Below are 15,177 nucleotides of genomic sequence, written 5' to 3'. Positions count from 1 at the left end.
GGCTTGTAGGCGTTGTACATGCAAAGTTCGGGCGGATTGTCTGGCGTCAATTAATCGCGCTTGATTAATGGCTTTCTGATGTCGTTTCTCGCTGCCTTGAGGTCGCTGACAGAGCAGGTCGCCGGCCGCTTGAGGTTGATGATCAAACCATCAGTACCCTTTTTGAAAAATCGGCTGATGTTCGGTGTGTGAGGTCCGGCGTGATGGGGGCGCTGTGCACCATAACAATACGTTGACGATGCCCGGCATCCGTCGGGCGCAGCATTTCGGGGAAGTAAACGATGAAGATGCGACGACTTTTAGGCGCAGGTGCCGCTCTGGCGCTTGCGATGAGTTCCACTTTCGCCAACGCTGAAAAACAGACCCTGAACATCGGTTACGTTGACGGCTGGTCCGACAGCGTCGCGACCACTCACGTGGCGGCCGAAGTGATCAAACAGAAACTCGGTTATGACGTGAAGCTGCAGGCCGTCGCCACCGGGATCATGTGGCAGGGCGTGGCCACCGGCAAACTCGATGCGATGCTCTCGGCCTGGCTGCCCGTGACCCACGGTGACTACTGGACGAAAAACAAGGATCAGGTCGTCGATTACGGCCCGAACTTCAAGGACGCGAAGATTGGCCTGATCGTGCCGGAGTACGTCAAAGCCAAATCGATCGAAGACCTGAAAACCGACGACACCTTCAAAAACCGCATTGTCGGCATCGACGCCGGTTCAGGCGTAATGCTCAAGACCGATCAGGCGATCAAGGATTACGGTCTGGACAAGTACAGCCTCAAGGCCAGTTCCGGCGCCGGCATGATTGCCGAGCTGACCCGCGCCGAGAAGAAGAACGAATCCATCGCTGTCACCGGTTGGGTGCCGCACTGGATGTTCGCCAAGTGGAAGCTGCGCTTCCTCGACGACCCGAAAGGTGTGTATGGCCAGGCTGAAACCGTGAACAGCATCGGCAGCAAAGGCCTGGACGCCAAGGCGCCGGAAGTGGCCAAGTTCCTGAAAAACTTCCAGTGGGCGTCGAAAGACGAAATCGGCGAAGTCATGCTGGCGATTCAGGACGGTGCCAAGCCTGATGCAGCGGCCAAGGACTGGGTGGCCAAACACCCGGATCGTGTAGCTGACTGGACCAAGTAATTTAAACACCGCCACACCCCCGTGGGAGCGAGCCTGCTCGCGAATGCAATCTGTCAGTTGATGCGATATCGACCGATAGGACGCCTTCGCGAGCAGGCTCGCTCCCACAGTTTTTTTCTGAGTACCGGAAAATGGCCAAAACATCATGGCCATCTACTACTAAGGTCGTCTGGAACCTCTCTCGCAGCCGCATACATTAGCTACGTTCCAACAATAATTTGTGCTGCGAGGATAAAAACAATGAACGACAGCATTTACCTCTCGATTCAAAACAGTCCCCGATTCAAGGAGCTGGTTCAGAAAAGGGAACGATTCGCCTGGATTCTCTCGGCAATCATGCTTGGGCTGTACTCCGCATTCATCCTGCTGATCGCATACGGGCCGCACGTGCTCGGGGCGAAACTCAGTCCTGAATCCTCGATCACCTGGGGCATCCCGATCGGTGTCGGCCTGATCATTTCAGCCTTCGTCCTGACCGGCATCTACGTGCGCCGCGCCAATGGCGAGTTCGACGACCTGAACAATGCGATTCTCAAGGAGGCTCAGCAATGATCCGGCGTCTACTGGCTCTATTGAGCGTTGCGGCTTTCGCGCCGAGTGTCTGGGCGGCTGACGCGTTGACGGGGGAGGTGGCCAAACAGCCGCTGAACATCCCGGCGATCCTGATGTTCGTGGCCTTCGTCGGCGCGACGTTGTACATCACTTACTGGGCTTCGAAGAAAAACAACTCGGCCGCCGATTATTATGCGGCGGGCGGCAAGATCACCGGTTTCCAGAACGGCCTGGCGATCGCTGGCGACTACATGTCGGCGGCGTCCTTCCTGGGCATTTCCGCGCTGGTGTTCACCTCGGGCTACGACGGCTTGATCTACTCGATCGGCTTCCTCGTCGGCTGGCCGATCATTCTGTTCCTGATCGCCGAACGCCTGCGCAACCTGGGTAAATACACCTTTGCCGACGTGGCGTCCTACCGCCTCGGGCAAACCCAGATTCGCACCCTGTCCGCCTGCGGTTCGCTGGTGGTGGTGGCGTTCTACCTGATCGCGCAAATGGTCGGTGCCGGCAAGCTGATCCAGCTGCTGTTCGGCCTCGATTACCACGTTGCGGTGATTCTGGTCGGTGTGCTGATGTGCATGTACGTGCTGTTTGGCGGCATGCTCGCGACCACTTGGGTGCAGATCATCAAGGCAGTGTTGCTGCTGTCCGGTGCCTCGTTCATGGCGCTGATGGTGATGAAGCACGTGGGCTTTGACTTCAACACGCTGTTCTCCGAAGCGATCAAGGTTCACGCCAAGGGCGAAGCGATCATGAGCCCTGGCGGTCTGGTCAAGGATCCGATCTCGGCATTCTCGCTGGGTCTGGCACTGATGTTCGGTACCGCTGGCCTGCCGCACATTCTGATGCGCTTCTTCACCGTGAGTGACGCCAAGGAAGCGCGCAAGAGCGTGCTGTACGCTACCGGCTTCATTGGCTACTTCTACATCCTGACCTTCATCATCGGCTTCGGCGCGATCCTGCTGGTCAGCACCAATCCGGCCTTCAAAGATGCAGCGGGCGCCTTGCTCGGCGGCAACAACATGGCGGCGGTGCACCTGGCCAACGCGGTGGGCGGCAGCATCTTCCTTGGCTTCATCTCGGCAGTGGCGTTCGCAACCATTCTGGCTGTGGTAGCCGGTCTGACGCTGGCGGGTGCTTCGGCGGTTTCTCACGACCTGTACGCCAGTGTGATCAAGAAGGGCAAAGCCAACGAGAAGGATGAGATTCGCGTGTCGAAGATCACCACCATCGCCCTGGCAGTGCTGGCGATTGGTCTGGGCATTCTGTTCGAAAGCCAGAACATCGCGTTCATGGTCGGCCTGGCGTTCTCCATCGCGGCGAGCTGCAACTTCCCGGTACTGCTGCTTTCGATGTACTGGAAGAAGCTCACCACTCGCGGCGCTATGATCGGCGGCTGGCTCGGTCTGGTGAGTGCTGTTGGTCTGATGATCCTCGGCCCGACCATCTGGGTGCAGATTCTGCATCACGAGAAGGCGATCTTCCCTTACGAGTATCCGGCGCTATTCTCGATGATGATTGCGTTCATCGGGATCTGGTTCTTCTCGATTACTGACAAGTCGGCGGCTGCGGACAATGAGCGGGCGCTGTTCTTCCCGCAGTTTGTGCGTTCGCAGACCGGGTTGGGGGCGAGTGGGGCGGTTTCGCACTAATCTTTGCTTGTAGTTTTGATTGAGAAAACGCCCTGGTTGAGAGATCGGGGCGTTTTGGTTTTGGGTTAATATCCGTTGCTACGGGTGTTGCTTCTGGCGGTTTCGCCTGACGGCGACTCACTTTTTTTACAAACGCCTAAAAAAAGTAAGCAAAAAAACGCTTGCTCCTACGTACGGCCCTCGCAGGCTCGGGTCCCTTCGCTGCGGGATCGATCCGGGCGCAGCGGCTCCGGTTTGCTTCGCTGCACCTCCTTCTGCTGTGTCTGGCTGCGCCAGACGGTCGCTGCGCTCCCACGCCCGGATCAATCCCTCCGCTCAGCCTTCCGACGTCGCCGGTGAGTCAAGATCAAAAGCACGCGAGCTAACGCTCATTGTTGAGTGGTGAATAGCGTGTGGTCTGCTTTGGATCTGCGTTGGATTCGCCCCTCACCCCAGCCCTCTCCCGAAGGGAGAGGGAGCCGATTTGTGGGCATTTCAAAGTCTGAGTTCAACTCGATATTGCATGTCGGCGTATGCCTCCAAACACCTCGGTCAGTCCCCTCTCCCTTCGGGAGAGGGCTAGGGTGAGGGGCTTTTGATTTTGCTCTGGCTTTTGATTTTGATCTGGCTCTTGATTTTGATCTGGCTCTTGATCTGGCTTTTGATCTTTTGCCCCTTCGGCAGGCTGCGCCCGGATCGGTCCCGTAACGAAGGTACCCCGAGCTTTAGCGAGCGGGCCGTACGCCGGGGCAAAGCCTTTTGGGTTACCTTTTCGCTGGGCCGGCACTCCGGCGTTTGGAAAAGGTGACTCGCTGTAAGAGCGAAACCATAAGAAGCCGTTACCGCAGCAACGGATATGCTCAGAATTCTGGAGGGCAAACCAAACAAAAACGGCCTCTATATAAGAGGCCGTTCCTGACACACCACTAAACCATCACAAAAAGAAAAAACCTTATTTGCGATCTTCCAGCGAAGTAATGTCACGCGACTCGTAACCGGTGTACAGCTGGCGCGGACGGCCAATCTTGTACGGGCTCGAGAGCATTTCCTTCCAGTGCGAAATCCAGCCCACGGTACGTGCCAGGGCGAAAATCACCGTGAACATGCTGGTTGGAATGCCGATCGCCTTGAGGATGATCCCCGAGTAGAAGTCGACGTTCGGGTACAGCGAGCGCTCGATGAAGTACGGGTCGGTCAGGGCGATCTCTTCCAGGCGCATGGCCAGTTCGAGTTGCGGATCGTTGTTGATGCCCAGTTCCTTCAACACTTCATCGCAGGTCTGCTTCATGACAGTCGCGCGCGGGTCGCGGTTCTTGTAGACGCGGTGACCGAAGCCCATCAACTTGAACGGATCGTTCTTGTCCTTGGCCTTGGCGATGAACTTGTCGATGTTCGACACATCGCCAATCTCGTCGAGCATGGTCAGCACGGCTTCGTTCGCGCCGCCGTGGGCAGGGCCCCACAGTGCGGCGATACCGGCGGCGATACAGGCGAACGGGTTGGCACCCGAAGAGCCGGCCAGACGCACGGTGGAGGTCGAAGCGTTCTGCTCGTGGTCGGCGTGGAGGATGAAGATCCGGTCCATGGCCTTGGCGAGTACCGGGCTGATCGGTTTGATCTCGCACGGGGTGTTGAACATCATGTGCAGGAAGTTTTCCGCGTACGTCAGGTCGTTGCGCGGGTACATCATGGGTTGGCCCATGGAGTACTTGTAAACCATCGCTGCCAGGGTCGGCATCTTCGCAACCAGACGGATCGCGGAGATTTCGCGATGCTGCGGGTTATTGATGTCCAGGGAGTCGTGGTAGAAGGCCGAGAGGGCGCCGACTACACCGCACATGACGGCCATCGGGTGGGCGTCGCGACGGAAACCGTTGAAGAAGGTTTTCAGCTGCTCGTGAACCATGGTGTGGTTTTTCACGGTGCTGACGAACTGGGCCTTCTGTTCTGCGGTCGGCAATTCGCCGTTGAGCAGCAGGTAGCAGGTTTCCAGGTAGTCCGACTTTTCAGCCAGCTGTTCGATCGGGTAGCCGCGGTGCAACAAAATGCCGTTGTCGCCGTCGATATAGGTAATTTTCGATTCGCACGAAGCGGTCGACATGAAACCCGGGTCGAAAGTGAAGCGGCCCGTGGCCGTCAGGCCCCGAACATCGATTACATCGGGACCAACGGTGCCGGTTAAAATGGGCAGCTCGACGGGGGCTGCGCCCTCGATGATCAACTGCGCTTTTTTGTCAGCCATGTGGCCTCCTATTTATGCTTGAACCATCAGACAGACCCCCCACGCAGGGCCCGCACCACTATAGTGAGATAAATTCGAATGTCAATTTGCCTAAAGTCTTGCTCCAGAAGGCTTTAAGCCGACTTTTTCCTCGAAATTGCCTGCCATTTACGCCTTTTATGCAACTTGTGCAATCCGCTATTGGGGGTAGGTGAACGCGTTGTCATTAGTAGCCTAACTGTCTATACTCGGCCACCGACCGCCAAGGGCTTTTGGGCTTGCTTTCATTGGGGGTCGCATCCCTGGGTGGTGGTTACCTGACCAGTGCACTCCCCAACAACTTTGCCCTGATTGTTAGGGGCTCTTCAGTGTGAAAAAAAAGCCGTGAAAAGCCAACGACCTGTAAACCTAGACCTAAGGACCATCAAACTCCCAGTCACTGCTTACACGTCCATTCTTCACCGTATCTCCGGTGTCATCCTCTTCGTGTGCCTTGCCATCATGCTTTACGCATTGGACAAGTCGCTGAGCTCCGAGGAAGGCTTCGGTCAGGTGAAAGCGTGTCTGACCAGTCCGCTAGCCAAGCTAGTGATTTGGGGCATCCTGTCCGCTCTGCTGTATCACCTGGTAGCCGGTGTGCGCCACTTGATCATGGACATGGGCATCGGTGAGACGCTGGAAGGCGGCAAACTGGGCTCGAAAATCGTTATCGCCGTTTCCGTGGTGGTAATCGTTCTGGCAGGAGTCTGGATATGGTAACTAACGTCACTAACCTGTCGCGTTCGGGCCTCTATGACTGGATGGCACAGCGTGTGTCTGCGGTCGTTCTCGCGGCTTACTTCATCTTTCTGATCGGATACATCGTCGCCAATCCCGGCCTCGAGTATGCCCAGTGGCATGAACTGTTCGCTCACAACGGAATGCGTATTTTCAGCCTGCTGGCCCTTGTTGCTCTGGGCGCTCACGCCTGGGTCGGCATGTGGACCATCGCGACCGACTACCTGACGCCAATGGCGTTCGGCAAGTCCGCAACGGCGATACGTTTCCTTTTCCAGGCAGTATGCGGCGTTGCGATGTTCGCTTACTTCGTCTGGGGTGTGCAGATTCTCTGGGGTATCTGATTCATGGCTAACATTCCAACGATTTCTTTCGACGCCATCATTATTGGTGGTGGCGGTGCCGGCATGCGCGCTGCGCTGCAGCTGGCACAGGGCGGCCACAAGACTGCGGTGATCACCAAGGTTTTCCCGACCCGTTCGCACACTGTATCCGCACAGGGCGGCATCACTTGCGCCATCGCTTCCGCTGACCCGAACGATGACTGGCGCTGGCATATGTACGATACCGTCAAGGGTTCCGACTACATCGGTGACCAGGACGCTATCGAATACATGTGTCAGGAAGGCCCGGCCGCTGTTTTCGAGCTGGACCACATGGGTCTGCCGTTCTCGCGTACCGAGCAAGGCCGCATCTACCAGCGTCCGTTCGGTGGCCAGTCCAAGGACTACGGCAAGGGCGGTCAGGCTGCACGTACCTGCGCAGCATCCGACCGTACCGGTCACGCGCTGCTGCACACGCTTTATCAGGGCAACCTGAAAGCCGGCACCACGTTCCTCAACGAGTACTACGCTGTTGATCTGGTGAAAAACCAGGAAGGCGAATTCGTGGGCGTGATCGCGATCTGCATCGAAACCGGCGAAACCTCCTACATCCGTGCCAAGGCCACCGTTCTGGCGACTGGCGGTGCAGGCCGTATCTACGCGTCCACCACCAACGCCCTGATCAACACCGGTGACGGCGTCGGCATGGCTCTGCGTGCTGGCGTGCCGGTACAAGACATCGAAATGTGGCAGTTCCACCCGACCGGCATCGCCGGCGCCGGTGTACTGGTTACCGAAGGTTGCCGTGGTGAAGGTGGTTACCTGATCAACAAGCACGGCGAGCGTTTCATGGAGCGTTATGCTCCGAACGCGAAAGACCTGGCTGGTCGTGACGTGGTTGCCCGTTCGATGGTCAAGGAAATCATCGCCGGCAACGGTTGCGGTCCGAATGGCGACCACGTGATGCTGAAACTCGACCACCTGGGCGAGGAAGTGCTGCACAGCCGTCTGCCAGGCATCTGCGAACTGTCGAAGACTTTCGCCCACGTTGACCCGGTCGTTGCTCCGGTTCCGGTTGTGCCGACCTGCCACTACATGATGGGCGGCGTTGCCACCAACATTCATGGCCAGGCGATCACCCAGAACGCCGAAGGCCAGGACCAGATCATTCCTGGCCTGTTCGCGGTAGGCGAAGTGGCTTGCGTATCGGTTCACGGTGCGAACCGTCTGGGCGGCAACTCGCTGCTCGACCTGGTGGTATTCGGTCGCGCTGCCGGCCTGCACCTGGAAAAGGCGTTGACCGATGGCATCGAATACGACGACGCTACCGAGTCCGACATCGAAGCTGCACTGTCGCGTCTGAACGCGCTGAACAACCGTACCGACGGTGAAGACGTTGCCACCCTGCGTCGCGAGCTGCAAAGCTGCATGCAGAACTACTTCGGTGTATTCCGTACCGGCGAATACATGCAGAAGGGCATCGCTCAGCTGGCCGATCTGCGCAAGCGTATCGCCAACGTGAAAATCAACGACAAGTCGCAAGCGTTCAACACTGCACGTATCGAAGCGCTGGAACTGCAGAACCTGCTGGAAGTGGCTGAAGCTACCGCCATCGCGGCCGAAGTACGTAAAGAGTCCCGCGGCGCTCACGCCCGTGAAGACTTCGAAGACCGTGATGACGAAAACTGGCTGTGCCACACCCTGTACTTCCCGGGTGACAAGCGCGTCACCAAGCGTGCCGTGAACTTCTCGCCGAAGACTGTTCCGACTTTCGAACCTAAAGTCCGGACTTATTAAGGGTGACCGCCATGTTGCAAGTCAGTGTTTATCGCTACAACCCTGATCAGGACGCTGCGCCGTTCATGCAGGATTTCCAGGTCGATACCGGTGGTAAAGACCTGATGGTGCTGGACGTGCTGGCCCTGATCAAAGAGCAGGACGAAGGTTTCTCCTATCGTCGCTCCTGCCGTGAAGGCGTCTGCGGCTCCGACGGCATGAACATCAACGGCAAGAACGGTCTGGCCTGCATCACGCCGCTGTCTGCCGTTGTAAAAGGCAACAAACTGATCGTTCGTCCGCTGCCAGGTTTGCCGGTTATCCGTGACCTGGTCGTCGATATGAGCATCTTCTACAAGCAATATGAGAAGGTGAAGCCTTACCTGCAGAACGACACGCCGGCTCCGGCCATCGAGCGTCTGCAGTCGCCAGAAGAACGCGAAAAGCTCGACGGTCTGTACGAGTGCATCCTGTGCGCCTGCTGCTCGACCTCTTGCCCGTCCTTCTGGTGGAACCCGGACAAGTTCCTGGGTCCAGCTGCACTGCTGCAAGCCTACCGCTTCCTGGCAGACAGCCGTGACACCAAGACCAGCGAACGTCTGGCTTCACTTGACGACCCGTTCAGCGTTTTCCGCTGCCGGGGCATCATGAACTGCGTCAACGTATGTCCGAAAGGCCTGAACCCGACTAAGGCCATCGGTCACATCCGTAACATGCTGCTTTCGAGCGGCGTGTGATTCAGCTGCTGTAACCGTTGCACCGTAGAGGCTGTGGCGCGGGCTTCAACCCGCGTCATGGCTATAACCAGAGCAGTAGCCATAAGCTGCAGCTCTTCTTTTGAAGAAATGAGACAAGCAGGGGCATCCGGGCTGGTACCCGGACTATCAGTGTGATCCTAGGTGGCTTGTTTTAGTCGCTGCATTCGGACTTCTGCAAGTTTGCTCGGTGTCGACACCGATGGTGTTCCCCTAACCGAGGGTGACCAAGCATGCAAGAAAGCGTGATGCAGCGCATGTGGAACAGCGCCTACCTTTCAGGTGGAAACGCTGCCTATGTGGAAGAGCTTTATGAGCTCTACCTGCACGACCCTAACGCTGTGCCAGAAGAGTGGCGCACCTACTTTCAGAAGTTGCCAGCCGACGGCAACTCTGCCACTGATGTTTCGCACTCGACGATTCGCGATCATTTCGTGCTGCTGGCAAAGAACCAGCGCCGCGCCCAACCGGTTTCCGCCGGCAGCGTGAGCAGTGAGCACGAGAAGAAGCAAGTTGAAGTGCTGCGATTGATCCAGGCCTACCGTATGCGTGGCCACCAGGCAGCCCAGCTTGACCCGCTGGGGCTGTGGCAGCGTCCTGCACCTGCAGACCTGTCGATCAATCATTACGGCTTGACCAATGCCGATCTTGATACGACCTTCCGTGCCGGCGACCTGTTCATCGGCAAAGAGGAAGCGAGCCTACGCGAAATTCACGAAGCGTTGCAGCAGACATATTGCCGCACCATCGGCGCTGAATTCACGCACATCACCGATTCCGAGCAGCGCCAATGGTTCCAGCAGCGTCTGGAAAGCGTGCGTGGTCGTCCGACGTACTCCGCCGACATCAAGAGCCACCTGCTTGAGCGCGTGACTGCCGGTGAAGGCCTGGAAAAATACCTCGGTACCAAATACCCGGGCACCAAGCGTTTCGGTCTGGAAGGTGGCGAAAGCCTGATTCCTATGCTCGACGAACTGATCCAGCGTTCCGGCTCGTACGGCACCAAGGAAGTCGTCATCGGCATGGCCCACCGTGGCCGTCTGAACGTTCTGGTCAACACCTTCGGCAAGAACCCGCGCGAGCTGTTCGACGAGTTCGAAGGCAAGAAGAAGGTCGAGCTGGGTTCCGGTGACGTTAAATACCACCAGGGCTTCTCGTCCAACGTGATGACCACCGGCGGCGAAGTTCATCTGGCCATGGCGTTCAACCCGTCCCACCTGGAAATCGTTTCCCCGGTGGTCGAAGGTTCGGTGCGCGCCCGTCAGGACCGTCGCAACGACCTGACCGGTGAGAAAGTTCTGCCGATCTCCATCCACGGTGACGCGGCATTCGCCGGTCAGGGCGTGGTCATGGAAACCTTCCAGATGTCTCAGACCCGCGGTTTCAAGACCGGCGGTACCGTGCACATCGTGATCAACAACCAGGTCGGTTTCACCATCAGCAACCCGCTGGACTCGCGTTCCACCGAGTACGCCACCGACGTTGCCAAGATGATCCAGGCGCCGATTCTCCATGTGAATGGTGATGATCCGGAAGCCGTGCTGTTCGTGACCCAGCTGGCCATCGACTACCGCATGCAGTTCAAGCGTGACGTGGTGATCGATCTGGTCTGCTACCGTCGTCGCGGCCACAACGAGGCCGACGAGCCAAGCGGCACCCAGCCACTGATGTATCAGCAGATCACCAAGCAGCGCACCACCCGCGAGCTGTACGCTGAACGCCTGACCCAAGCCGGTGTGCTCGACGCTGAACGTGTTCAGGCCAAGGTCGACGAATACCGCAACGCGCTGGACAACGGTCTGCACGTGGTGAAATCGCTGGTCAAGGAGCCGAACAAAGAGCTGTTCGTCGACTGGCGTCCGTACCTGGGCCACGCCTGGACCGCGCGTCACGACACGCGTTTCGATCTCAAGACCCTGCAAGAACTGTCCGCCAAGCTGCTTGAAATTCCGGAAGGCTTCGTCGTTCAGCGCCAGGTCGCGAAGATCTACGAAGACCGTCAGAAGATGCAAGCCGGCGGCCTGCCGATCAACTGGGGTTACGCCGAAACCATGGCGTACGCGACTCTGGCGTTCGAAGGTCACCCGATTCGCATGACTGGTCAGGACATCGGCCGCGGTACGTTCTCGCACCGTCACGCTGTGCTGCACAACCAGAAAGACGCGGGCACCTACATTCCGCTGCAGAACCTGTACGACGGTCAGCCACGTTTCGACCTGTACGACTCGTTCCTCTCGGAAGAAGCGGTACTGGCATTCGAATACGGTTACTCGACCACCACGCCAAACGCGCTGGTGATCTGGGAAGCCCAGTTCGGCGACTTCGCCAACGGTGCTCAGGTCGTGATCGACCAGTTCATCACCAGCGGCGAGCACAAGTGGGGCCGTCTCTGCGGTCTGACCATGCTGTTGCCACACGGTTACGAAGGCCAGGGCCCTGAGCACAGCTCGGCACGTCTTGAGCGTTACCTGCAGCTGTGCGCCGAGCACAACATCCAGGTGTGCATGCCGACCACGCCAGCACAGATCTACCACTTGCTGCGTCGTCAGGTGATCCGTCCGCTGCGCAAGCCGCTGGTCGTGCTGACGCCGAAGTCGCTGCTGCGCCACAAGCTGGCCATCTCGACGCTGGAAGATCTGGCCGAAGGTTCGTTCCAGACCGTGATCCCGGAAATCGACGCACTGGACCCGAAAAAGGTCGAGCGCGTGGTTCTGTGCAGCGGCAAGGTCTACTACGACCTGCTGGAAAAACGCCGTGCCGAAGGCCGCGAAGATATCGCCATCGTGCGTATCGAGCAGCTGTATCCGTTCCCTGAGGACGACTTGAAAGAAGTCCTGGCTCCATACACCAACGTCAAACACGCCGTTTGGTGTCAGGAAGAGCCGATGAACCAGGGTGCCTGGTACTGCAGCCAGCATCACTTGCGTCGTAGCATCGCCAACCTCGACAAGACTCTCGTACTTGAGTACGCGGGCCGTGAGGCTTCGGCTGCGCCAGCTTGTGGTTACGCATCGATGCACGCCGAGCAGCAGGAAAAACTGCTGCAAGATGCTTTCACTGTTTAACGCCTTCGCGCTGACTGAAACCGAATTTTAAGGACCCACAGATAATGGCTATCGAAATCAAAGCCCCGTCATTCCCGGAATCGGTTGCCGATGGCACCGTTGCCACCTGGCACAAGAAACCAGGTGAGGCCGTCAAGCGTGACGACCTGATCGTCGACATCGAAACCGACAAGGTCGTGCTCGAAGTGTTGGCTGAAGCGGACGGCGTGCTGGGCGCAATCGTTGCCGAAGAGGGCGCTACCGTTCTGTCGAACCAGGTCCTGGGCTCGATCGAAGAGGGCGGCGCTGCTGCTGCCGCTCCTGCCGCCGCTGCTGCTCCGGCTGCTACTGCCGCTGCCGCACCGGCTGCTGCCGATGGCGAAGATGACCCGATCGCAGCTCCTGCCGCTCGCAAGCTGGCTGAAGAGAACGGCATCAACATCGCTTCCGTTGCCGGCACCGGCAAAGGTGGTCGTGTGACCAAGGAAGACGTGGTAGCAGCAGTTGCTGCGAAGAAAGCTGCTCCGGCTGCCGCGCCTGCCAAGGCTGCTGCTCCTTCGGCTGCTGCGCCTGTGTTCGCTGCCGGCGACCGCATCGAGAAGCGCGTACCGATGACTCGCGTACGTGCCACCGTGGCCAAGCGTCTGGTTGAAGCCCAGTCGAACATGGCGATGCTGACCACGTTCAACGAAGTCGACATGACCGAAGTCATGGCCCTGCGTTCGAAGTACAAGGACCTGTTCGAGAAGTCCCACAACGGCGTACGCCTGGGCTTCATGTCGTTCTTCGTGAAAGCGGCCACCGAAGCGCTGAAACGCTTCCCGGCTGTCAACGCGTCGATCGACGGCGGCGACATCGTTTACCACGGCTATGCGGACATCGGCGTTGCCGTTTCCAGCGACCGTGGCCTGGTGGTACCGGTTCTGCGTAACGCCGAGCTGATGAGCCTGGCTGAAATCGAAGGCGGCATCGCAACATTTGGCAAGAAAGCCCGTGACGGCAAACTGTCGATGGACGAGATGACCGGTGGTACCTTCACCATCACCAACGGTGGTACCTTCGGTTCGATGATGTCGACGCCGATCGTCAACCCGCCGCAGGCAGCGATCCTGGGCATGCACAACATCATCCAGCGTCCGATGGCCATCAACGGTCAGGTCGTGATCCGCCCGATGATGTACCTGGCTCTGTCCTACGATCACCGTCTGATCGATGGCAAAGAAGCTGTGACCTTCCTGGTGACCATCAAGAACCTGCTGGAAGATCCGGCTCGTCTGTTGCTGGATATCTAAAAAGCAGCTGCAAGCTTTCAGCTACAAGCCTCAAGCTCAAGGCGAGCGGGTGGGCTTGCAGCTTGGAGCTTGCGGCTTGTAGCTTTATTGCTAAAGAGGATTTTTTGAATGTCGCAGAAATTTGACGTAGTAGTGATCGGTGCCGGCCCTGGTGGCTATGTAGCCGCCATCAAGGCTGCTCAGTTGGGCCTGACCACTGCCTGCATCGAGAAGTACACCGACGCAGAGGGCAAGCAAGCCCTGGGCGGTACCTGCCTGAACGTAGGTTGCATTCCTTCCAAGGCGCTGCTCGACAGCTCGTGGAAATACAAGGAAGCCAAAGAGAGCTTCAACGTTCACGGTATCTCGACCGGCGAAGTCAAAATGGACGTCGCTGCGATGGTTGGCCGCAAGGCTGGCATCGTCAAGAACCTGACCGGCGGCGTTGCCACCCTGTTCAAGGCCAACGGCGTTACTTCGATCCAGGGCCACGGCAAGCTGCTGGCTGGCAAGAAAGTCGAAGTCACCAAGCCGGACGGCTCGGTTGAAGTCATCGAAGCGGAAAACGTCATCCTCGCGCCAGGTTCGCGTCCGATCGACATTCCACCGGCTCCGGTTGACCAGAAAGTCATCGTCGATTCGACTGGCGCTCTGGAATTCCAGTCCGTACCTAAACGCCTGGGCGTGATCGGCGCTGGCGTGATCGGTCTGGAGCTGGGTTCGGTATGGTCGCGTCTGGGTGCAGAAGTGACTGTTCTCGAAGCACTGGACACTTTCCTGATGGCAGCGGACACCGCTGTTTCCAAGGAAGCGCTGAAAACCCTGACCAAACAGGGTCTGGACATCAAGCTGGGCGCTCGCGTTACCGGTTCGAAAGTCAACGGCGAAGAAGTCGTCGTCAACTACACCGATGCCAACGGCGAACAGACCATCACTTTCGACAAGCTGATCGTAGCCGTTGGTCGCCGTCCGGTGACCACTGATCTGCTGTCTGCCGACTGCGGCGTGGAAATCGACGAGCGCGGTTTCATCGCGGTCGATGACCATTGCGTCACAGCTGTACCGGGCGTCTTCGCCATCGGCGACGTGGTTCGCGGCATGATGCTGGCCCACAAGGCTTCGGAAGAAGGCATCATGGTTGTCGAGCGCATCAAGGGCCACAAGGCTCAGATGAACTATGATTTGATCCCTTCGGTTATTTATACTCACCCGGAAATCGCGTGGGTTGGCAAAACCGAGCAGGCGCTGAAGGCCGAAGGCGTTGAAGTCAACGTCGGCACCTTCCCGTTCGCCGCTTCCGGCCGTGCCATGGCTGCCAACGATACCGGTGGTTTCGTCAAGGTCATCGCCGATGCCAAGACCGACCGCGTATTGGGCGTGCACGTGATTGGCCCGAGCGCTGCAGAACTGGTTCAGCAGGGCGCGATCGGTATGGAATTCGGCACCAGCGCTGAAGACCTGGGCATGATGGTTTTCTCCCATCCGACCCTGTCCGAAGCCTTGCACGAAGCTGCTCTGGCAGTGAATGGCGGCGCCATTCACATTGCCAACCGCAAGAAGCGTTAAGACATAATAAGAAACCACGGCGGTAGCGGCCCGTCGTGAGCCTTGCGAGCAAGACTCACCGCGGAATGTCCGCCGGACGCAGTCTTGCGTAGCCCAGCTACGCAAGCAGCAGTCACAGGTGGCGC

11 protein-coding genes are annotated in these 15,177 nt (G+C 58.2%); 10 read left to right on the top strand and 1 reads right to left on the bottom strand.

Annotation, left to right across the window (positions count from 1 at the left end; translation table 11 throughout):
- Positions 1 to 281 precede the first annotated feature (281 nt).
- The 3 genes from PspCFBP13508_RS24675 (at position 282) to PspCFBP13508_RS24665 (ending at position 3,340) form a co-directional block, all read left to right on the top strand.
- On the top strand, positions 282 to 1,133 hold the full coding sequence (locus PspCFBP13508_RS24675; RefSeq protein ID WP_041479599.1) for a glycine betaine ABC transporter substrate-binding protein: 852 nt from the start codon (positions 282 to 284) through the stop codon (positions 1,131 to 1,133).
- A 240-nt stretch (positions 1,134 to 1,373) separates the two neighbouring features.
- A complete protein-coding gene (locus tag PspCFBP13508_RS24670; RefSeq protein WP_016771016.1) occupies positions 1,374 to 1,685 on the top strand; it encodes a DUF485 domain-containing protein in 312 nt (103 codons plus the stop codon).
- Positions 1,682 to 3,340 (top strand): cation acetate symporter, encoded by a 1,659-nt coding sequence (locus PspCFBP13508_RS24665; protein WP_016771015.1) that lies wholly within the window; start codon positions 1,682 to 1,684, stop codon positions 3,338 to 3,340. The genes PspCFBP13508_RS24670 and PspCFBP13508_RS24665 overlap by 4 nt, the downstream gene beginning before the upstream one ends.
- A gap of 931 nt (positions 3,341 to 4,271) precedes the next feature.
- Here the strand turns inward: PspCFBP13508_RS24665 and gltA are convergent.
- Complete coding sequence (gene gltA, locus PspCFBP13508_RS24660; protein ID WP_101158686.1) at positions 4,272 to 5,561, bottom strand: citrate synthase; 1,290 nt, start codon at positions 5,559 to 5,561, stop codon at positions 4,272 to 4,274.
- 363 nt (positions 5,562 to 5,924) lie between these two features.
- Between gltA and sdhC the strand changes: the two genes are divergently transcribed.
- The 7 genes from sdhC (at position 5,925) to lpdA (ending at position 15,052) form a co-directional block, all read left to right on the top strand.
- Positions 5,925 to 6,299, top strand: a complete 375-nt coding sequence (gene sdhC, locus PspCFBP13508_RS24655) for a succinate dehydrogenase, cytochrome b556 subunit (protein ID WP_016773673.1) — start codon at positions 5,925 to 5,927, stop codon at positions 6,297 to 6,299.
- Positions 6,293 to 6,661 carry a succinate dehydrogenase, hydrophobic membrane anchor protein gene (sdhD, locus tag PspCFBP13508_RS24650; protein ID WP_008049683.1) on the top strand — a complete coding sequence of 123 codons (369 nt, stop codon included), beginning with the start codon at positions 6,293 to 6,295 and terminating at the stop codon, positions 6,659 to 6,661. Before sdhC ends, sdhD begins: the two co-directional genes overlap by 7 nt.
- A gap of 3 nt (positions 6,662 to 6,664) precedes the next feature.
- Entirely contained in the window at positions 6,665 to 8,437 is a 1,773-nt protein-coding gene (gene sdhA / locus PspCFBP13508_RS24645; RefSeq protein ID WP_024012149.1) for a succinate dehydrogenase flavoprotein subunit, read from the top strand.
- An 11-nt stretch (positions 8,438 to 8,448) separates the two neighbouring features.
- On the top strand, positions 8,449 to 9,153 hold the full coding sequence (locus PspCFBP13508_RS24640) for a succinate dehydrogenase iron-sulfur subunit (protein ID WP_016773675.1): 705 nt from the start codon (positions 8,449 to 8,451) through the stop codon (positions 9,151 to 9,153).
- A 251-nt stretch (positions 9,154 to 9,404) separates the two neighbouring features.
- A complete protein-coding gene (locus PspCFBP13508_RS24635; protein ID WP_042607586.1) occupies positions 9,405 to 12,236 on the top strand; it encodes a 2-oxoglutarate dehydrogenase E1 component in 2,832 nt (943 codons plus the stop codon).
- 44 nt (positions 12,237 to 12,280) lie between these two features.
- Complete coding sequence (gene odhB, locus PspCFBP13508_RS24630) at positions 12,281 to 13,507, top strand: 2-oxoglutarate dehydrogenase complex dihydrolipoyllysine-residue succinyltransferase (protein ID WP_024012151.1); 1,227 nt, start codon at positions 12,281 to 12,283, stop codon at positions 13,505 to 13,507.
- Positions 13,508 to 13,615: 108 nt separating this feature from the next.
- Complete coding sequence (gene lpdA / locus PspCFBP13508_RS24625; protein WP_016773678.1) at positions 13,616 to 15,052, top strand: dihydrolipoyl dehydrogenase; 1,437 nt, start codon at positions 13,616 to 13,618, stop codon at positions 15,050 to 15,052.
- Positions 15,053 to 15,177 lie beyond the last annotated feature (125 nt).

It is taken from the genome of Pseudomonas sp. CFBP13508, assembly GCF_005233515.1.
GTDB classification, from domain to species: Bacteria; Pseudomonadota; Gammaproteobacteria; order Pseudomonadales; family Pseudomonadaceae; genus Aquipseudomonas; species Aquipseudomonas mercuritolerans.
Note: the sequence above shows the minus strand (reverse complement) of the source record. Positions and strands in the feature narration are given on the sequence as shown.